The 19,662-nt window shown below is 66.9% G+C and carries 14 protein-coding genes and 1 tRNA gene; 6 read left to right on the top strand and 9 right to left on the bottom strand.

The window, feature by feature from the left end:
• Window positions 1–40 precede the first annotated feature (40 nt).
• Complete coding sequence (locus KO490_RS11130; RefSeq protein ID WP_216019617.1) at window positions 41–3,481, bottom strand: pyruvate carboxylase; 3,441 nt, start codon at window positions 3,479–3,481, stop codon at window positions 41–43.
• 227 nt (window positions 3,482–3,708) lie between these two features.
• Between KO490_RS11130 and uvrA the strand changes: the two genes are divergently transcribed.
• From uvrA to KO490_RS11115, 3 genes are all read left to right on the top strand, one after another.
• The gene (gene uvrA / locus KO490_RS11125; RefSeq protein ID WP_216019480.1) at window positions 3,709–6,561 is read left to right on the top strand and encodes an excinuclease ABC subunit UvrA; all 2,853 of its coding nucleotides are present in this window, start codon (window positions 3,709–3,711) and stop codon (window positions 6,559–6,561) included.
• A gap of 236 nt (window positions 6,562–6,797) precedes the next feature.
• A tRNA-Gly gene (locus tag KO490_RS11120) sits at window positions 6,798–6,872 on the top strand.
• A 281-nt stretch (window positions 6,873–7,153) separates the two neighbouring features.
• A complete protein-coding gene (locus tag KO490_RS11115) occupies window positions 7,154–7,729 on the top strand; it encodes a TetR/AcrR family transcriptional regulator (RefSeq protein WP_216019479.1) in 576 nt (191 codons plus the stop codon).
• Here KO490_RS11115 and KO490_RS11110 read toward each other — a convergent pair.
• Window positions 7,726–10,218, bottom strand: coding sequence for an FAD-dependent oxidoreductase (locus KO490_RS11110; protein WP_216019478.1), 2,493 nt, complete (start codon window positions 10,216–10,218; stop codon window positions 7,726–7,728). The two genes, KO490_RS11115 and KO490_RS11110, sit on opposite strands and share 4 nt — an antisense overlap.
• Window positions 10,219–10,391: 173 nt before the next feature.
• Here KO490_RS11110 and panC point away from each other — a divergent pair, with 173 nt between their 5' ends.
• Entirely contained in the window at window positions 10,392–11,249 is an 858-nt protein-coding gene (panC, locus tag KO490_RS11105; RefSeq protein ID WP_216019477.1) for a pantoate--beta-alanine ligase, read from the top strand.
• A 12-nt stretch (window positions 11,250–11,261) separates the two neighbouring features.
• Complete coding sequence (gene panB / locus KO490_RS11100; protein ID WP_216019476.1) at window positions 11,262–12,071, top strand: 3-methyl-2-oxobutanoate hydroxymethyltransferase; 810 nt, start codon at window positions 11,262–11,264, stop codon at window positions 12,069–12,071.
• Between the two features lie 3 nt (window positions 12,072–12,074).
• On the opposite strand, the gene KO490_RS11095 is transcribed toward panB, so the two are convergent.
• The 3 genes from KO490_RS11095 to KO490_RS11085 all read right to left on the bottom strand — a co-directional run bounded on the left by KO490_RS11095 (window position 12,075) and on the right by KO490_RS11085 (window position 14,633).
• Window positions 12,075–12,416 carry an SH3 domain-containing protein gene (locus tag KO490_RS11095; protein WP_216019475.1) on the bottom strand — a complete coding sequence of 114 codons (342 nt, stop codon included), beginning with the start codon at window positions 12,414–12,416 and terminating at the stop codon, window positions 12,075–12,077.
• Between the two features lie 62 nt (window positions 12,417–12,478).
• Window positions 12,479–13,624: an MFS transporter gene (locus tag KO490_RS11090; RefSeq protein ID WP_216019616.1), complete on the bottom strand. Its 1,146-nt coding sequence runs from the start codon at window positions 13,622–13,624 to the stop codon at window positions 12,479–12,481.
• A gap of 4 nt (window positions 13,625–13,628) precedes the next feature.
• Window positions 13,629–14,633, bottom strand: coding sequence for a 2-hydroxyacid dehydrogenase (locus KO490_RS11085; RefSeq protein ID WP_371822305.1), 1,005 nt, complete (start codon window positions 14,631–14,633; stop codon window positions 13,629–13,631).
• A gap of 141 nt (window positions 14,634–14,774) precedes the next feature.
• Here KO490_RS11085 and KO490_RS11080 point away from each other — a divergent pair, with 141 nt between their 5' ends.
• Entirely contained in the window at window positions 14,775–15,329 is a 555-nt protein-coding gene (locus tag KO490_RS11080) for an SH3 domain-containing protein (protein WP_216019474.1), read from the top strand.
• A 75-nt stretch (window positions 15,330–15,404) separates the two neighbouring features.
• Here KO490_RS11080 and KO490_RS11075 read toward each other — a convergent pair whose 3' ends face one another.
• The 4 genes from KO490_RS11075 to infC all read right to left on the bottom strand — a co-directional run bounded on the left by KO490_RS11075 (window position 15,405) and on the right by infC (window position 19,581).
• A complete protein-coding gene (locus KO490_RS11075) occupies window positions 15,405–17,429 on the bottom strand; it encodes a M3 family metallopeptidase (protein WP_216019473.1) in 2,025 nt (674 codons plus the stop codon).
• Window positions 17,426–18,469, bottom strand: coding sequence for a HesA/MoeB/ThiF family protein (locus tag KO490_RS11070; protein WP_216019472.1), 1,044 nt, complete (start codon window positions 18,467–18,469; stop codon window positions 17,426–17,428). Before KO490_RS11070 ends, KO490_RS11075 begins: the two co-directional genes overlap by 4 nt.
• Complete coding sequence (gene dut, locus KO490_RS11065) at window positions 18,469–18,963, bottom strand: dUTP diphosphatase (protein ID WP_216019614.1); 495 nt, start codon at window positions 18,961–18,963, stop codon at window positions 18,469–18,471. The genes KO490_RS11070 and dut overlap by 1 nt, the downstream gene beginning before the upstream one ends.
• 78 nt (window positions 18,964–19,041) lie before the next feature.
• On the bottom strand, window positions 19,042–19,581 hold the full coding sequence (infC, locus tag KO490_RS11060) for a translation initiation factor IF-3 (protein WP_216019613.1): 540 nt from the start codon (window positions 19,579–19,581) through the stop codon (window positions 19,042–19,044).
• Window positions 19,582–19,662 lie beyond the last annotated feature (81 nt).

The following is a 19,662-nucleotide window of genomic DNA, read 5'->3' as shown; positions in this document are numbered from 1 at the left end:
GGCAAAACCCCCCGCGAAGATCCTCGCGGGGGGCGGTCGGTCATTCGATCTCGACCAGCAGGTCCTTGGCGTCGATCTGGGCTCCGGGCGTCACGTGGATCGCCTTGATGGTCCCGTCCTGATCGGCATGGATGCCGGTCTCCATCTTCATGGCCTCGATCGTCAGGATCAGGTCGCCCTGGCTGACCGTCTGACCCTGCGTCACCGCGACCGAGGCCACGACGCCGGGCATCGGGGCGCCCACGTGGCCGTCATTGGTCGGATCGGCCTTGGGCCGCGCGGCGCTGCCGCCACCCGCCTTGCGGTTCGGGATGCGGACCTGGCGCGGCTGGCCGTTCAGCTCGAAGAAGACCTTCACCTCGCCCTTGTCGTCGGTCTCGCCGATGGTCAGCAGGCGGACCTCCAGCGTCTTGCCGGGGTCGATCTCGACGCTGATCTCCTGCCCCGGCTCCATCCCGTAGAAGAAGCTGCGCGTCGGCAGGGTGCGCACCGGGCCATAGGTCTCGTGGCGCTGCATGTAGTCGGTGAAGACCTTGGGATACATGAGGTAGCCGTTCAGATCCTCGTCGTCGATCTCGACATCGCCCAGTTCGGCGGACAGCTTGGCGCGCACGGCCTCCAGGTCCACCGGCTCCAGATGGGCGCCGGGGCGGTCGGTGATCGGTGCCTCGCCCTTGAGGATCTTCTTCTGCAGCGCCTGCGGCCAGCCGCCGGGGGGTTGGCCCAGATTGCCGCGCATCATGTCCACGACGCTGTCGGGGAAGCTGACATCGACCGAAGGATCGACGACCTGTTCGGGCGTCATCCCCTGCGCCACCATCATCAGCGCCATGTCGCCCACGACCTTCGAGGACGGCGTGACCTTCACGATGTCGCCGAACATGCGGTTCACGTCGGCATAGGACTGCGCGACCTCGTGCCAGCGATCCTCCAGCCCCATCGAACGCGCCTGCGCCTTGAGGTTGGTGAACTGCCCGCCCGGCATCTCGTGCAGATAGACCTCGGATGCGGGCGATTGCAGGCCCGATTCGAAGGCGGCATAGCTTTCGCGAACGCGTTCCCAGTAATTGCTGATGCCGCGGATGGCCTCGATGTCCAGACCCGTGTCGCGGTCGGTCTGGGCCAGGGCCTCGACCACGGAACCCATGGTCGGCTGGCTGGTATTGCCCGACAGCGCGTCCATCGCGCAATCGACCGCATCGACGCCCGCATCGGCGGCGGCCAGGATCGTGGCACCGCCCATGCCGCTGGTGTCATGGGTGTGGAAGTGGATCGGCAGGCCGACCTCTTCCTTCAGCGCCTTGATCAGGCTGCGCGCGGCGGCGGGCTTCAGCAGGCCCGCCATGTCCTTCAGGCCCAGCACATGCGCACCGGCATCCTTCAGTTCCTGCGCCATGCCGACATAGTATTTCAGGTCGTATTTCGACCGGTCGGGGTCCAGCATGTTGCCGGTATAGCAGACGGTGCCTTCGCAGATCTTGCCGCTGTCGATCACCGCATCCATGGCGACGCGCATGTTCTCGACCCAGTTCAGGCTGTCGAAGACGCGGAACACGTCCACGCCCGTCTCGGCGGCCTGCTTCACGAAGAACTGCACCACGTTGTCGGGATAGTTGGTATAGCCCACCCCGTTCGAGGCCCGCAGCAGCATCTGCGTCATCAGGTTCGGCATCTTCTCGCGGATGTCGCGCAGGCGCTGCCAGGGGCATTCCTGCAAGAAGCGATAGGCCACGTCGAAGGTCGCGCCCCCCCAGCATTCGACGCTGAACAGCTGCGGCAGGTTCGCGGCATAGCTGGGCGCCACGCGGATCATGTCGATCGACCGCATCCGCGTCGCCAGCAGCGACTGGTGACCGTCGCGCATGGTCGTGTCGGTGATCAGCAGCTGCTTCTGCGCGGCCATCCAGTCGGCCACGGCCTGCGCGCCCTGCGATTCGAGCATCTGGCGCGTGCCGGCGGCGGGTTCGGCCCTGGCCTTGGGCGGGACCGGCGGGCGGACCTGCGCCGGCGGCAGCGCACGGCCCGCGGTCTCGGGGTGACCGTTCACGCTGATATCGGCCAGATAGGTCAGGATCTTGGTCGCCCGGTCCTGACGCTTCTTGAAGTCGAACAGGTCATCCGTCGTGTCGATGAACTTGGTCGTATAGGTATCGTCGAGGAAGGTCGGGTGCTTCAGCAGGTTGATGACGAAGTCGATATTCGTGCTGACGCCCCGAACGCGGAACTCGCGCAGGGCGCGGTCCATCCGGCGGATCGCCTGATCGGGCGTCTGCGCCCAGGCCGTCACCTTGACCAGCAGCGAATCGTAGAATCGGGTGATGACGCCGCCCGCATAGGCCGTTCCGCCGTCCAGGCGGATGCCCATGCCCGTCGCCGTGCGATAGGCGGTGATGCGGCCGTAATCGGGAATGAAGTTGTTCTGCGGATCCTCGGTCGTGACGCGGCATTGCAGGGCGTGACCCGACAGGGTGACCTGGTCCTGGCTGGAATGGCCGGTGGCCTCGGCCAGGGTGGCACCCTCGGCGATGCGGATCTGGGCCTGCACGATGTCGATGCCGGTGACCTCCTCGGTCACGGTATGCTCGACCTGGACGCGCGGGTTCACCTCGATGAAGTAGAACTGCTGGCTGTCCATATCCATCAGGAATTCGACGGTGCCTGCGCATTCGTAGCCGACGGCGCGACCGATCTTCAGGGCCAGCGCGCAGACTTCCTCGCGCTGCGCTTCGGTCAGATAGGGCGCGGGCGCGCGCTCCACGACCTTCTGGTTGCGGCGCTGCACGGTACAGTCGCGTTCATACAGATGATACAGCTCGCCATGGGTGTCGCCCAGCAGCTGGACCTCCACGTGGCGGGCGCGCTCGATCATCTTCTCCAGATAGCCCTCGCCATTGCCGAAGGCGGCCTCGGCCTCGCGGCGGCCTTCGCGGACCTTCTCGACCAGCTCCTCGGGGCCGCGGATCGGGCGCATCCCGCGACCGCCCCCGCCCCAGCTGGCCTTCAGCATCAGCGGGTATCCGACCTCGGCGGCCTCGGCCTTGATCGCGTCGAAATCCTCGCCCAGCACTTCGGTCGCGGGGATGACGGGCACACCGGCCTTGATCGCCACGCGCCGCGCGCTGGCCTTGTCGCCAAGCGCGCGCATGGTTTCGGCCTTGGGACCGATGAAGGTGATGCCGGCCTCGACGCAGGCATCGACGAATTCGGGGTTCTCGGACAGCAGGCCGTAACCCGGATGGATCGCGTCGGCGCCGCTTTCCTTGGCGACCCGTATGATCTCGGGGATGGACAGATACGCGGCGACCGGGCCCAGCCCCTCGCCGATCCGGTACGCCTCGTCCGCCTTGAAGCGGTGGAGGCCCAGCTTGTCCTCCTCGGCATAGACGGCGACGGTCTTCTTGCCCAGCTCGTTGGCGGCGCGCATCACGCGGATCGCGATCTCGCCACGGTTGGCAATCAGGATCTTGTTGAACATGGTTATCAGAGCCCCCTTCTCGATTGGCGGCATCCTAGCGGTGCCTGCCCGACACGCAAGCGAGCGCGATAAGATTTCGCATGACGCCTGCCTGACGAACGACTATTGCGCCGCAACGCAGCAGACACAATGCCGCAGGCGCAAAAAGCCCTTCGTTCGCTGATTGTTCGCCCGCAACCTTGCGTTTGGGAACGCTTTGCCTATCTCATGCGCTTGGGCCACCGGGGGTATCAATGGAACAGAAGTTCATATCGGTGCGCGGTGCGCGCGAACATAATCTCAAGGGTGTCGACATGGACATCCCGCGCGACCAGCTGGTGGTGATCACCGGGCTTTCAGGGTCGGGCAAGTCGTCGCTGGCCTTCGACACGATCTATGCCGAAGGGCAGAGACGGTATGTCGAGAGCCTGTCAGCCTATGCGCGGCAGTTCCTCGACATGATGGGCAAGCCCGATGTCGATCACATCAGCGGCCTGTCGCCCGCCATCAGCATCGAACAGAAGACCACGTCCAAGAACCCGCGTTCGACCGTGGGCACCGTGACCGAGATCTATGATTATCTTCGTCTGCTGTTCGCGCGGTCGGGCACGCCCTTCAGCCCCGCGACCGGCCTGCCGATCGAGGCGCAGCAGGTTCAGGACATGGTCGATCAGGTCATGCAGATGCCCGAGGGCACGCGTGCCTACCTGCTGGCCCCCATCGTGCGCGACCGCAAGGGCGAATACCGCAAGGAATTCTTGGAACTGCGCAAGCAGGGCTTCCAGCGCGTCAAGGTCAACGGCGAGTTCCACGAACTGGACGAGCCGCCCACCCTGGACAAGAAGTTCCGCCAGAACATCGACGTGGTCGTGGACCGGATCGTCGTGCGCGAGGGGCTGGAGACGCGGCTGGCCGACAGCTTCCGCACCGCGCTGGACCTTGCCAGCGGCATCGCCGTGCTGGAAACGGCCACGGACGAGCCCGAGCGCATCACCTTCAGCGAAAACTTCGCCTGCCCCGTCAGCGGCTTCACCATCCCCGAGATCGAGCCGCGCCTGTTTTCCTTCAACGCGCCCTTCGGTGCCTGCCCCGTCTGCGACGGCCTTGGGGTCGAGCGGTTCTTCGACGAACGCCTGATCGTGCCCGATCATTCGCTGTCCATGGCCAAGGGGGCCATCGCGCCCTGGGCCAAGTCGAAATCGGCCTATCTGACGCAGACCGTGAACGCGCTGGCCAAGCATTACGGCTTCGACAAGAAGACCGCCTGGCGCGACCTGCCCCAGGAGGTGCGCGACATCTTCATGCACGGTTCCGGCGGAGAGGAGATCAAGTTCCGCTTCGACGATGCCGGCCGCATCTACGAGATCAGCCGCGTCTTCGAAGGCGTCGTCCCGAACATGGAGCGCCGCCTGCGCGAATCCGACAGCGCATGGGTCCGCGAGGAATTCGAGCGTTACCAGAACATGCGCCCCTGCGGTGCCTGCAACGGCTATCGCCTCAAGCCCGAGGCGCTGGCCGTGAAGATCGCGGGCAGCCATATCGGCAACGTGGTCGAGCTGTCGATCAAGGAGGCGCTGGCCTGGGTCGAGGATGCCCCGAACCACCTGTCGCGCCAGAAGAACGAGATCGCCACCGCCATTCTCAAGGAGATCCGCGAGCGGCTGGGCTTCCTCGTGAATGTGGGGCTGGACTATCTGACGCTGTCGCGCGCGGCGGGCACCCTGTCGGGCGGCGAGAGCCAGCGCATCCGCTTGGCCAGCCAGATCGGCAGCGGGCTGACGGGGGTTCTCTATGTCCTCGACGAACCCTCGATCGGGCTGCATCAGCGCGACAACGACCGCCTGCTGGGCACGTTGAAGGGGCTGCGCGATCAGGGCAACTCGGTCCTGGTGGTTGAACATGACGAGGATGCGATCCGCCATGCCGATTACGTCTTCGACATCGGACCGGGCGCGGGTGTCCATGGCGGCTCGGTCGTCAGCCACGGCACGCCCGAACAGATCGCCGCGGATCCGGGCAGCCTGACGGGGCAATACCTGTCCGGCCAACGAGAGATCGCCGTGCCGAACACCCGCCGCAAGGGCAACGGCAAGAAGATCAGCGTGGTCGGGGCCTCGGGGAACAACCTCAAGGACGTCTCGGCCGATTTCCCGCTTGGCAAGTTCGTCTGCGTGACCGGCGTGTCGGGCGGCGGCAAGTCGACCCTGACCATCGAGACGTTGTTCAAGACCGCCAGCATGCGCCTGAACGGCGCGCGCCAGACCCCTGCCCCCTGCGAACAGATCAAGGGGCTGGAGCATCTGGACAAGGTCATCGACATCGACCAGCGCCCGATCGGTCGCACGCCGCGTTCGAACCCGGCAACCTATACCGGGGCCTTCACGCCGATCCGCGACTGGTTCGCGGGCCTGCCCGAAGCCAAGGCCCGCGGCTACAAGCCCGGTCGCTTCAGCTTCAACGTGAAGGGTGGCCGCTGCGAGGCGTGCCAGGGCGACGGCGTCATCAAGATCGAGATGCACTTCCTTCCCGACGTCTATGTCGAATGCGAGACCTGCAAGGGCGCGCGCTACAACCGCGAGACGCTGGAGGTGACCTTCAAGGGCAAATCCATCGCCGATGTGCTGGACATGACCATCGAGGATGCGCAGCAGTTCTTCGGTGCCGTGCCCTCGATCTGCGAAAAGATGGACGCGCTGATGCAGGTGGGCCTCGGCTACATCAAGGTGGGTCAGCAGGCGACGACGCTGTCGGGCGGCGAGGCGCAGCGCGTGAAGCTGTCCAAGGAACTGGCGCGGCGTTCGACGGGCAAGACGCTCTACATCCTCGACGAGCCGACGACCGGTCTGCATTTCGAGGATGTGCGCAAGCTGCTCGAGGTGCTGCACGAGCTGGTGGACCAGGGGAACACCGTGGTGGTGATCGAACACAACCTCGATGTCATCAAGACCGCCGACTGGCTTCTGGATATCGGCCCCGAGGGCGGCGATGGCGGCGGCACCATGGTCGCCGTGGGCACCCCCGAGGATGTGGCCAAGGTCGAGGCCAGCCATACGGGCAGATATCTGCGCCCCATGTTGGAAACCGCCCGCATCAGGGCCGCCGAATAGGCCCTTCGACCGCCGCCCCATCCGGGCGGCGGTTTCGATTCCGGTATCCCTGCGGATCGAGCCGCCGCGATGGTCGTTTTAAATCTAAATAATTTCAGTGCGTTATAAGAAATTACCGAAAAAATCGTCATGCGATGCGATTTTCCTCTTGCAGCCCCCCGCTCAGTTCCGTAAATCCCCTCTCACCGAAGGCGAGACGGTCACCGGAAACGGAAACGGATCGCAGACGGAACGGAGCGGGCGTAGCTCAGGGGTAGAGCATAACCTTGCCAAGGTTAGGGTCGGGCGTTCGAATCGCCTCGCCCGCTCCAAAAACAAAAAGGCCGGGCCTCGTGCTCGGCCTTTTGTATTTGATCCGGTTCCTTTCCATACGAAGCCATTGACCACGAAGAGCCGCAGAAGCGGCCTTGGCAATACGAGGGAAAGCAGGACGAATGAAAACTTACACCAAGGCCGCAAACGGGCCGTCCGCCAGGGGGTACTGGTGTTCCGTCGATTCCGAAGGGTCGATCGGACGCTGCGGCAAACGGCCGCGCGGCTTTAATCTGTCAGTGCGCGTTGACAGTGTCAAGTTGTCGAAAGGGACCGGAAAATGACCGGTGCGGCATCCCGCTCATCACTGCGCGACCGGCTGATCGAGGCCGGATTGGAGATCCTGGACGAAACCGGGATCGAGGAACTGACCCTGCGTCGCGTCGCGGCCCGGGCCGGTGTCTCGCATGCAGCGCCTGCACATCATTTCGGATCGCTGTCGGGCCTTCAGAACGCCATCGCGATCTGCGGCTTCGAACGTCTGCGCGACAAGCTTGGGCTGATCGAGGACGCCTTGCCCGACGACATCGCCCCCTATGACAGGCTGGCACGGATCAACAACGGCTATCTTGAATTCTCGGCCACGCAACCCGGGCTGTTCCAGCTGATGTTCAGCCATGCGCGCCATCTGGATCCGAAACTGCAACGCGCTGCCAGCGACACCTGGGCCGTCCTGGAACGGGCCACGCAGTCCTGTGTCGCCCCCGACCGCCAGGAAACCGTGCGCACCGCCATCTGGGCGATGACGCATGGATATGCGGTTCTGGGCCTGAACCGTCAGCGCCCGAACGCACCGCAGACCGCCGCGCCCTTCGACGAACTGCTGCGCCTGCTGCTGCGCCCGGACGCGGCCTAGCCGTCGATCCTGATGCGGGCGTTCTGCGGGTCGTAGGGGCTGTCCTCGGTCACCTGGGCATCCCACAGCTCGCGGAACATCCGGACCTTCAGCCGCGTGCCGGGCTGGGCCAGGTCGGGGCGGACATATCCCATCCCGATCTGCTTGCCGAACGCCGCAGAATACCCGCCCGAGGTCAGGCGCCCCACCTTTTCGCTGTCGAGGAACAGCGCCTCGCGACCCCATGGGTCGGCATCGGCCGGCCCGTCAATCAGCAGGGTCACGCATCTGCTGCGGATGCCCTTGGCCTCCATCGCGGCCTTGCCCCGGAAATCCTTGGACAGATCGACGAACCGGTCCAGCCCGGCCTCGAGTGGGGTCGCGTCGCGGCCCAGTTCGGTCCCGAAGGCGCGATAGGACTTTTCCTGCCGCAGCCAGTTCTGCGCACGCGCCCCGACCAGCTTCAGGCCAAGCGGTTCGCCGGCCTCCATCAGGCGGTCGAACAGATGGTTCTGCATCTCGATCGGGTGGTGCAGCTCCCAGCCCAGTTCCCCCGTATAGGCGACGCGGATGGCGTTCACGGGCACCATTCCCAGTTCCATCCGGCGCGAGGACAGCCAGGGGAAGCGCTTGTTCGACAACGCGATTTCCGGCTGCGGATCGCGGATCAGCTTCGACAGGATCGCGCGCGATTGCGGCCCCGCGATGGCGAAGACGCCCCATTGCGTGGTCACGTCCTGGATCGACACGAAGCTGCCGCCCGCCTCCATGTAATCCTGCGCCGACTTGATCAGGTTGTCGGCGTCGTAATCCGTCCAGGCGCCTGCCGACACGAGGTAATAATCGGCATCCGCCAATCGGACGATGGTGTATTCGGTGCGCGTCGTGCCGGCCTCGGTCAGGGCATAGGTCAGGTTGATCCGCCCGACCTTCGGCAGCCTGTTCGTCGTCAGCCAGTCGAGGAATGCCGTTGCCCCCGGCCCCGTCACGCGATGCTTGGCGAATGCCGTCGCATCGATCAGACCGGCGGCATTTCGCAGGGCCTCGGCCTCGGATTTCGCGTATTGCCACCAACCGCCGCGCCGGAAGCTGCGGGCCTCGTGGTCGTCGAAGCCCATCGGCGCGAAGTAATTCGGGCGCTCCCACCCGTTCACCTGCCCGAACTGGGCGCCCCGCGCTGCCTGGCGGTCATAGGCGGGCGAGGTACGCAGCGGGCGCGCGGCGGGGCGTTCCTCGTCGGGGTGGTGCAGGATGAAGACGTGGTCATAGGCTTCCTCGTTCTTCTTCACCGCATATTCTGTGGTCATCCACGATCCAAAGCGGCGCGGGTCCAGGGATGCCATGTCGATCTCGGCCTCACCCTCGGTCATCAGCTGCGTCAGGTAATGCCCGACGCCGCCCGCCGCGGTGATGCCGAAGCTGAAGCCCTCGGCCAGCCACATGTTGCGCAGGCCGGGCGCGGGTCCGACCAGCGGGTTGCCATCGGGGGTATAGCAGATCGGCCCGTTGAAATCGTCCTTGAGGCCCACCGTCTCGGATGTCGGGATCCGGTGGATCATCGCCATGTATTCCTCCTCGATCCGGTCCAGATCCAGCGGGAACAGATCGGCGCGGAAGCTGTCGGGCACGCCATAGGGGAAGCGCGCGGGCGCGCCCTTCTCGTATGGTCCAAGGATCCAGCCGCCGCGTTCCTCGCGCACATACCATTTCGCATCGGCATCGCGCAGAACGGGGTGTTCGGGGTTGCCATCCGCACGCCATTTCAGCAGCGCGGGGTCGGGTTCGGTCACGATGAACTGGTGTTCGACCGGGATCGCCGGGATGCGGATGCCCAGCAGCTGCGCGGTGCGCTGCGCGTGGTTGCCAGTGGCGGTCACGACATGCTCGGCCGTGATCTCGACCTCCTCGCCCGAGGGGATCAGGTTGCCGCCCCTTTCGATCATGCGTTCGCAGGTCACCACCCATTCCGATCCGGTCCAGCGATAGGCGTTGACCTGCAGCTTGCGTTCGATGGTGCAGCCGGCCATCCGCGCGCCCTTGGCCATGGCCTGCGTGACGTCGGCGGGGTTGATATAGCCGTCGGTCGGGTGGAACAGCGCGCCCTTCAGATCCTCGGTGCGGACCAGGGGCCAACGCTCGTTGATCTGGGCGGGGGTCAGGAACTCGTGCTCGATCCCGATCGTCTCGGCGGTCGAGGAATAGAGCATGTATTCGTCCATCCGCGCATCGGTCTGTGCCATGCGCAGGTTGCCGCAGCGGGTGAAGCCCGCGTTCAGGCCGGTTTCCGCCTCGAGCCCGGCATAGAGCCTGACGGAATGGTCGTGGATATGGCTGGTCGCATATCCCATGTTGAACAGCGGCAGCAGGCCCGCCGCGTGCCAGGTCGATCCCGCCGTCAGCTCGTCGCGCTCGATCAGCAGCGGTTCCCACCCGGCGCGGGCCAGGTGATAGGCGATCCCGCACCCCACGGCACCTCCGCCGACGATCAGAACCTTCACATGAGATTTCATTGCCGCTGCTCCGTTTGCCCTTGGCCCCTGCGCCCATCGTTGCCCGATCATTCGCACGCAACGTCAAATGGCCCCGACCAAAGGCGGGCCAAAAACGACATGCGGCGACACTTGCCGCGATGGGGCCTCGCAGGTAATTTCCGGGCTTCGGGTTTTCAGGAAGGACCGCCCATATGCAGATCTGCCGCAGCACGGGCGACATCCGCGCCCTGTCCCGCGAATGGCGGCGCGCCGGTCATGCCGTGGCGCTGGTGCCCACGATGGGCGCGCTGCATGCGGGACACATGTCGCTGGTCGCCCGCGCGCGCGACTGGGTGGATGCGCAGGGCGGCGGACGGGTCGTCGCCTCGATCTTCGTGAACCCCACGCAATTCGGCCCGAACGAGGATCTGGACAGGTATCCCCGCGACGAGGAGGGCGACCGCGCCAAGCTGGCGCAGGCGGGATGCGACGCGGTGTTCCTGCCCTCGGTCGGGGATATCTATCGCCCCGGCGCGCAGACCCATGTCGAGGTCGAGGACCTTGGCCGCATGCTGATGGGCCGCCTGCGTCCCGGCCATTTCCGCGGCGTGGCGACCGTGGTGACCAAGCTGTTCAACATCGTGCAGCCCGATGCGGCCGCCTTCGGCGAAAAGGATTACCAGCAGCTGACGCTGATCCGCCGCATGGTGGCCGATCTGGACATCCCCGTGCAGATCCTGCCCGTCCCCACCATGCGAGAGGATGACGGCCTGGCCATGTCGTCGCGCAACCAGCGGCTGACCGCCGAGGATCGCGCCGCCGCCCCCGTCCTGTCGCGTGCGCTGGATGCGGCCGCGGACATGGCCGCGCATGGCGTGACCACCGCCGCGATGCGTGCCCGCATCCGCGGCATCATCGGGGCCGAGCCTCGTGCCGTTATCCGTTCCATCGACATCCGCGACGCGGAAGACCTGACCCGCGTCACGAAAATCGCCAGCCCCGTGGTGATCCTGCTGGCCGTCGCCTTCGGTGACGCGCTGCTGATCGACCAGCGCGTGGCCCAGCCCTGAAGGGGGACGACCATGTCCGCACAAGCACCGCTGACCCGCATCACCGCACCGCAGATCATGGCGATGAAGGGGGGAACGCCCATCGTCGCGCTGACCGCCTACAGCGCGCCGATGGCCCGGATGGTGGACGCCCATGCCGACGTGATCCTGGTGGGCGACAGCCTGGGGATGGTCGTCCATGGCCTGCCCTCGACCGTGGGCGTCACGATGGAGATGATGATCCTGCACGGACAGGCCGTCATGCGCGGCAGCGCGCGGGCGATGGTCGTGGTGGACATGCCCTTCGGCAGCTACGAGGAAGGCCCCGAACAGGCCTTCCGCAACGCGACCCGCATCCTGATGGAGACCGGCTGCGGCGCGGTCAAGCTGGAGGGCGGCGCGCGCATGGCACCCACGATCCGCTTTCTGACCGAACGGGGCGTGCCGGTGATGGGCCATGTCGGGCTGACCCCCCAATCCACGCTGACCATGGGGGGCTTCCGCACGCAGGGCCGCGATCAGGACACATGGCCCGCCCATGTGGCCGACGCGCGGGCCGTGGCCGATGCGGGCGCGTTTTCCATCGTGGCCGAAGGCGTGATGGAGGGGTTGGCCGACCGCATGACCGAGGCCGTGCCGGTGCCGGTGATCGGCATCGGGGCCTCGGCCCGCTGCGACGGGCAGATCCTGGTGGTCGACGACATGCTGGGCCTGACCGAGCGCGTGCCGCGTTTCGTGCGCAAGTTCGGCGATCTGGGCCCCCGCGCCGACCGCGCCATCGCCGATTACGCCGCAGCCGTCCGCGACCGCAGCTTCCCCGAGGCCGCGCAGGTCTATCGCTGAAGCTCAGGGAATGTGATTGCCCAGCCAGTTGCCATGCGCCCAGCCCAGCCGGTTATCCGGCCCGAAGCTGATCGCATACCACGCGCCGCGCTTGTCATAGGTGCCCACGACCGCGCCTTCGGTCAGCTTGGCCAGCATGGGATATGACGCATCCGGCCCCGAACGCACCGCAAGAAACCCGTCGCCATCGGGATTGAGGCCCATGACCTCTGCCCTGCCGAAGCAGGCCGCCTGCGCATCCGGCGGGCAATGGGTATCGAACGTCACATCCAGCCCCTGCGACAGGGCCGCGAAGGGGAATGCGCCAAGGGCAAGGCTGCCCGCGCGCAGCAGGTTCATCGACATGGCATCACCGCCCTGACTGACAAGAACCCGATCAGGGTGCCACGGGCGGGCGATTCCCGCAATCAATCCCTGTGGAAATCGGCCGCCGCCACCAGCCGCGACAGGCCCAATGGCAGCAGAAGCAGCACCCCCAGCCCCAGATAGATCGCGCCAAGGCTTGCATGCTCGGCCAGCCAACCGATCGCGGCGGGGGCCAGCAGGATGCCGGAATAGCCCATCATCGTCACCACCGACAGTCCGACGCCCGCGGCCATGCCGGGCAGGTTCCCGGCGGCGGACAGCGCGATGGGCATCAGGTTGGCGATCCCGATCCCCGCCAGCGCAAAGCCCGTGATCGCCATAGGCGGCGTGCCTGCCAACCCCGCGATGCCAAGGCCCGCCATCGCGATCAGCGCGCTGGCCCGCATGGTGCGGACCGCCCCGAAGCGGTTGCGCAAGCCGTCGCCCGCAAATCGCAGCACGGCCATCGTCGCCGCGCAAGCCGCGAACCCCCACCCCGCCAGCGACAGCGACGCGCCCATCTCGCGCTCCAGATAGACGGCCGCCCAATCAAGAATCGCGCCCTCGGGGATCATCGAGGCCAGTGCCACGATCCCGATCAGATAGGGCAGCGGGCTGCGCGGCAGGCGCAGCGGCGTGCGCGGCTGGTCCGGCGCGGGCGGATCGCGCAACAGGCGCGGCCCGGCCCATACCAAGCCCGCGGCAAAGATCGCGGTCACGACCAGCCCCTGCACCAGTTCCCCCGCCCAGTCGAGGACGATGCCGCCCAGGCCCGCCCCGATCACGCCGCCAAGGCTCCAGAACCCGTGGCAGGACGACATGATCGCGCGGCTGCGCCTGCGTTCCATGGCGACGGCATTGGCGTTCATCGCCACGTCCATGCCACCCATCGTGCCGCCGAACAAGAAGACCGCCAGCGCAGCCGTCCAGAACCCCGGCGCGACCGAGATCCAGATCAGCGACGGCGCCGTCAGGCAGGCCGCCAGCCACGCCGCCTGTCGCGACCCGGACCGCGCCGTCATCGCGCCGAAGAACGGCATGACCGTGATCGACCCCAGCCCGAGACACAGCACCAGCAGCCCGGCCCGCGATTCGGTGATCTGCAACCGCTCCATCAGGGCGGGGATGCGCGGCGACCAGCTGCCGACCAACAGCCCGTTCAGCAGGAACAGGGCCGATACCGCGGCCCTTTCGGACGACAGACGCATCACGTCACAGCATCGAGGGCACGACAAGGTCGGGCGGACGATGTCCGTCGGCGAATGTCTTGATGTTGATCAGAACCTTCTCGCCCATCTCGGCGCGACCCTCGACCGTGGCGCTGCCCATATGGGGCAGCAGCACGACGTTGGGCAGCTCGCGCAGGCGGGGATTGATCTCGTGGCCGTGCTCGAACACGTCCAGCCCCGCGCCCGCGATCTCGTTCGCACGCAGCATCCGGGTCAGCGCGTTCTCGTCGATGACCTCGCCGCGCGAGGTGTTGACCACCACAGCCGAGGGCTTCATCAGCTTCAGCCGGCGCGCGTTCAGCAGGTGAAAGGTCGAGGGCGTGTGCGGTGCATTGATGCTGACGATGTCCATGCGCGCCAGCATCTGATCCAGGCTTTCCCACCATGTGGCCTGCAATTCATCCTCGATCTCGGGTCGCAAACGGTGGCGATTGTGGTAATGGACCTGCATGCCAAAGGCATTGGCGCGGCGGGCGACGGCCTGACCGATCCGGCCCATGCCCAGGATCCCGAGACGCCTGCCCCCCAGCCGTCCGCCAAGATGCGCCGTGGGCGCCCAGCCCTGCCAGCGCCCGGCCTGCATCTCGGCCAGGCCCTCCGGGATGCGGCGCGTGACGGACAGGATCAGCGCCATGGTCATGTCGGCCGTATCCTCTGTCACGACACCCGGCGTGTTGCTGACCAGAACGCCCCGCTGGCGGGCCGACATGACGTCCACATGGTCGATCCCCGCCCCGTAATTCGCGATCAGCTTCAGCCGGTCGCCTGCACGGGCCAGCATGTTCGCCGTGATCTGGTCGGTCACGGTCGGCACCAGCACGTCGGCCCCCTGCATCAGCGCGACCAGCTCGTCCTCGGACAGCTTGCGGTCATCCTCGCGCAGGATCACGTCGAACAGCTCGGACATCCGCGTCTCGACCGCTTCGGGCAGACGGCGGGTCACGGCGACGCGCAACCTCGGACGGACCAAGGACGGGCTTGCGGGCATGGACTGACCTCACTTTCTCGAACTCGTGTCGGGGGCGCACTTCCCTTGCAGGACCGCTTTTGGCAAACTGCCCGCGATACGGGGCATGCACAAGACCCCAGGGCGCAGGCCATCGGGACAGGCAGGACGGGAACCATCAGCATGACGACAGTTCAACGCCAACAGGGCAAGGCGCGGCGCCTGATTCAGGCCGCGGTGATCGGGGCGGCGCTCATGGCGGGCCCTGCCGCCGCGCAGGACCCTGCCCAGCAGGCGCAGGCCGAACAGCTGCGCGGGCCGGTGACGAACCTTCCGCTTCCGCGCTATGTCAGCCTCAAGGGAAACGAGGGCAACGCCCGGCGCGGGCCCAGCCTGTCGCACCGGATCGACTGGGTGTTCCGCCATGCCGGGATGCCCCTGCGCGTCGTGGCCGAGTTCGGCCATTGGCGCCGGGTCGAGGACAAGGACGGTGCGGGCGGCTGGGTGCATTACGCGCTGCTGTCGGGCGTGCGCACCGCGCTGGTCCTGGACGACATGACCGAGCTGCACACGCGGCCGCGCACCGATGCCGACGTGGTCGCCCGGGCCGAGGCCGGGGCGATCCTGCGCCTGAACGAATGCGAACCGCAATGGTGCCGCGTTTCGGGCGGGGGTCAGCGCGGCTGGGTGCCCAAGACGACGATCTGGGGCGTGGACCCGGCCGAGGTCAGGGACTGACCGCGCGCCGCGACAGCGGCGCGCCCCCGGCCTGCCCGGCAGGGCGCAGACCGACGGTCGGCACCCCCTTGCCCCTCAGGCCAGCCCGCGGCCCTTCAGCAGCGGTTCGACCCCGGGCATCCGGCCACGGAAATCCATCCACAGCTGATCCGCAGGCGCCGATCCACCCTTGGACAGGATCGTCTCCTCCAGCCGTTTCGCCGTTGCCGGATCGAAGATGTCGCCCGTCTCCTCGAAGGCCGCGAAGGCGTCCGCGTCCATCACCTCGGACCACATGTAGCTGTAATACCCCGCGGCATAGCTGTCGCCCGCGAAGACATGCGCGAAATGCGGCGTCGCATGGCGCATCGGGATCGCCTCGGGTGCGCCCAGCTCGGTCAGCACCCGCGCCTGCGCGGCCATCGCATCATCGGCCGGGGTGCCGCGATGGAAGGCCAGGTCCACCAGCGCGCTTTCCAGGTATTCCGTCGTCGAGAAACCCGCATCCGCGTTCCCCGCCGCGATCACGCGGTCGCGCAGATCGGCGGGCAGCGGCTCGCCTGTCTCGTGGTGGCGGGCATGGGCGTCCAGCACCTCGGGCTGTTCCAGCCAGTGTTCATACAGCTGGCTTGGCAGTTCGACGAAGTCCTGCGCCACCGAGGTTCCGGAAATCGAGGGCCAGTCCACCTCCGACAGGATGTGGTGCGTCGCGTGGCCGAATTCGTGGAACAGCGTATGCGCATCGTCCCAGGACAGGAAGCAGGGCGCACCCGGCGCCTCGGGCGGGGTGAAGTTGCACACGTTGACGACGATGGCGCGCTGCCCGTCCCCGATCCGATGCTGCGATTGCAGGGACGAACACCAGGCCCCGGACCGCTTGCCCGGACGCGCATAAAAATCGCCCAGGAAGATCGCCATCAGCCGCCCCTCGCGCGTGACACGGAAGGCCCGCACGTCCGGTGACCAGAGCGGCGCCCGGATCGGCGTGAATTCCAGCCCGAATAGCCGGTGTGCAACATCGAACACCGCGCCCAGCATCGCATCCAGCGTTAGATAGGGTGCGACCCGGTCCGCATCGACATCATGTTCCGCCTGCCGCAGCCGTTCCGCATAGAGCCGCCAGTCCCAGCCGCGCAAACGGTCGTTCACGCCGTCGGCCTTCAGCATTTCGGTCAGGCGGGCCTGATCCTGCGCCGCGCGTGCGCTGGCGGCCGTCCAGACCTGACCCAGCAGCTCCTGCACGCGGTCGGGCGTGCCCGCCATCTGGGTCTCCAGCTTCCATGACGCGAAATCGGGATGGCCAAGCAGTTGCGCGCGTTCATGGCGCAGGGCAAAGATCTCGTGGATCAGCGGCAGGTTGTCGGTGGCCTGCCCGCCCGCGCCCTGCCCCGAACCGCGTGCGGCCCAGGCGCGGAAGGCATCCTCGCGCAGGGCGCGGTCGCCGGCATGTTCCAGGAAGGGCACGATCAGCGACCGGTTCAGCGTCACGATCTGACCCTGCAGCCCGCGTTCACGCGCCGCCGCACGCATGGCGCGCAGCAGCCATGCGGGCAGCCCGTCCAGCCGGTCATCCGGCACGGGCATGACAAAGTCGCGTTCATCCGCAAGCACGTTCTGCGTGAACTGCGTCGTCAGCGTGGCCAGCCGCCCGCGGATCGTCGCCATGCGGGCGCGGCCTTCGGGGGCCAGCCCCGCGCCCGCCCGCGTCAGGTCACGCAGCGCCAGCCGGGTGATCCGTGCATCCTGCGGCGGCAGCGCATCGGCGCCCTCGGCCACCGCCTTGACGCGTTCGTAAAGCCGCGGGTCCATGCTGATGCGGCTGCCGTAATCGGCCAGGCGCGGCGCGAAATCGCGGCTCAGCGCCTCTCGGGCGGGGTTCGAATCGACGCCTGCCAGCGTGTAGAAAATCGAGAGCATCCGCCCCAGCCCCTCATCCGCAAGCTCCATCGCGGCGATGGTGTTCTCGAAGCTGGGGGGTTGCGGATTGGCGGCGATCGCCTCGTGTGCGGCTTCGGCGGCGGCCAGTTCGCGGTCGAAGGCCGGGGCGAAATCGGTATCGGCGATCAGGTCGAAACGCGGCAGCCCCTCGGGGCCGGTCCAGCGGGTCAGCTCGGGGTTCATTCAGTGCTCCTTTTCGGTGCGGAGGGGCCGCAAACGGTGCAGGCGGGATCGGCCGAGGTGCGGATCACCCGCGTCTCGGAATAAAGCGCGTCGTGGATCATCAGGCGGCCACGCATGCCCTGCCCCGCGCCGGTCAGTTCCTTGACCGCCTCCAGCGCCATCATCGATCCGATGACGCCCGGCAGCGCGCCGACCACGCCGGCCTCGGCGCAGGGGGCGTCATGGACGGGGGCTTCGGGGAAGATGCAGTTCATGCAGGGGCCGCCACGGGCCGGATCGAACAGGGTCAGCTGGCCTTCCCATCGCCCGATGGCGCCCCAGACCAGCGGCACGCCCGCCGCCACGCAGGCGCGGTTGATCGCGCTGCGGGTGGCGTGGCTGTCGGTGCCGTCGATGACCAGGTCGTGCCCGGCGATCAGCTCGATATCGTCCTGGGTGATGCGGCGTGTCAGGGGCGTCACATCCAGATGCGGGTTCAGCCGCAGCATCGCCTCGGCGGCGGCATAGGCCTTGGGCTCGCCCTGCAGATCGTCGCGGAAGATCACCTGCCGCTGCAGGTTCGACAACGAGACGGTATCGTCATCGGCCAGCGTGATCCGCCCGACCCCCGCCGCCGCAAGATACAGGCAGACCGGCGTGCCCAGGCCGCCCGCGCCCACGATCAGCACCCGCGCGCCGCGCAGCCGCATCTGGCCAGGGCCGCCGATCTCGTGCAGGACCAGATGGCGAGAGTATCGGTCGATCTCGGCATCCGACATCCCGGCATCCGGGGCCGGTTCGGGCCGATCGGGCGCGGCGCGGGCGCGCAGGCGGCGAAGCCCCGCGCGATAGGCCAATGCCAGCGCCACGACGCCGCCCAGCACAAGCCACCCCGCGGCACTGCCGCCCAATGCTCGCCCAAGGCCGCTGTCCGGCGCGGCCAGCTGAACCAGCAGCATCACCGCCCAGACCGCGCCCGTCGCGGCAATCATCACCCGTCCCGGTGCGCGCATCACGCGCCCCAGGATCAGCAGGACGACGATCAGCCACAGGCCGAGCATCACTTCCGCCCCGTTCCGGTGGAACCGAAACCGCCCTGCCCGCGCGCGGTATCGTCCAGCGCCTCGACCAGATCGAATGCGGCCTGCGGGGCCGGGGACATGACCAGCTGCGCGATGCGATCACCATGGTTCACGGTGAAATCCTCGTCGCCCAGGTTGATCAGGATGACGCCCAGGGGACCGCGATAGTCGCTGTCGATGGTGCCCGGGGCATTCGGCAGCGCGATCCCCTTCTTCAGGGCAAGACCGGAGCGCGCGCGGATCTGCGCCTCCCATCCCTGCGGAACGGCGATTGCGAAGCCCGTGGGCACCAGCGCGCGGCCCAGGGGCGGCAGGGTCAGGCCCGTCTGCCGGATGCCCTCGGGCAGGTTGGCGCAGAGGTCGGCCCCTGCGGCGCCCGCGCTTTCATAGGCGGGGGCGGGAATGTCGGGATCGGCATCGGGCAGGCGTTTCAGCCGGATGGCGGGAGGGGGCAGGATTCGGGGATCGTTCATCATGGGCGCATCCTGCAAAAGCAAAGGCCGCGCGGCAATGCCCGCGCGGCCCATATTCGCTGTCGATGTCGCGGCGGTTCAGCGCGGCGAGATCATCATGACCATCTGGCGGCCTTCCAGCTTGGGCATGGATTCGACCTTGCCCAGCTCGTCAACGTCGCTCTTCACGCGGTTCAGCAGCTCGACGCCCAGATCCTGGTGCGCCATCTCGCGGCCGCGGAAACGCAGGGTGACCTTCACCTTGTCGCCGGCTTCGAGGAATTTCAGCACGTTGCGCATCTTGACGTCGTAGTCGTGGGTATCGGTCCCCGGACGGAACTTGATCTCCTTGACCTCGATGACCTTCTGCTTCTTGCGTGCTTCGGCTTCGCGCTTCTGCTGTTCGTACTTGTACTTGCCGAGGTCCATGACCTTGCAGACCGGAGGGGCCGCGTTCGGCGAAATCTCGACCAGATCCAGCCCCGAGTCCTGCGCCATCTGCAACCCGACCGAAGGCGGCACCACGCCGACATTCTCTCCGTCAGGGCCGATCAGGCGGATTTCGGCCACGCGGATGCGTTCGTTCACGCGGGGGCCGGTGTCACGGGTGGGCGGTGCGTTATGCGGTCGACGAGCTATGGCGATACTCCTTATGCAGCCAAGTCGGAAGTGAAGGGAAATTAAGGCGAGCGAGCCGGATTTTCAACCGGATTTGACATG

Source organism: Paracoccus sp. C2R09, assembly GCF_018860625.1.
GTDB lineage: Bacteria > Pseudomonadota > Alphaproteobacteria > Rhodobacterales > Rhodobacteraceae > Paracoccus.
Note: the sequence above shows the minus strand (reverse complement) of the source record. Positions and strands in the feature narration are given on the sequence as shown.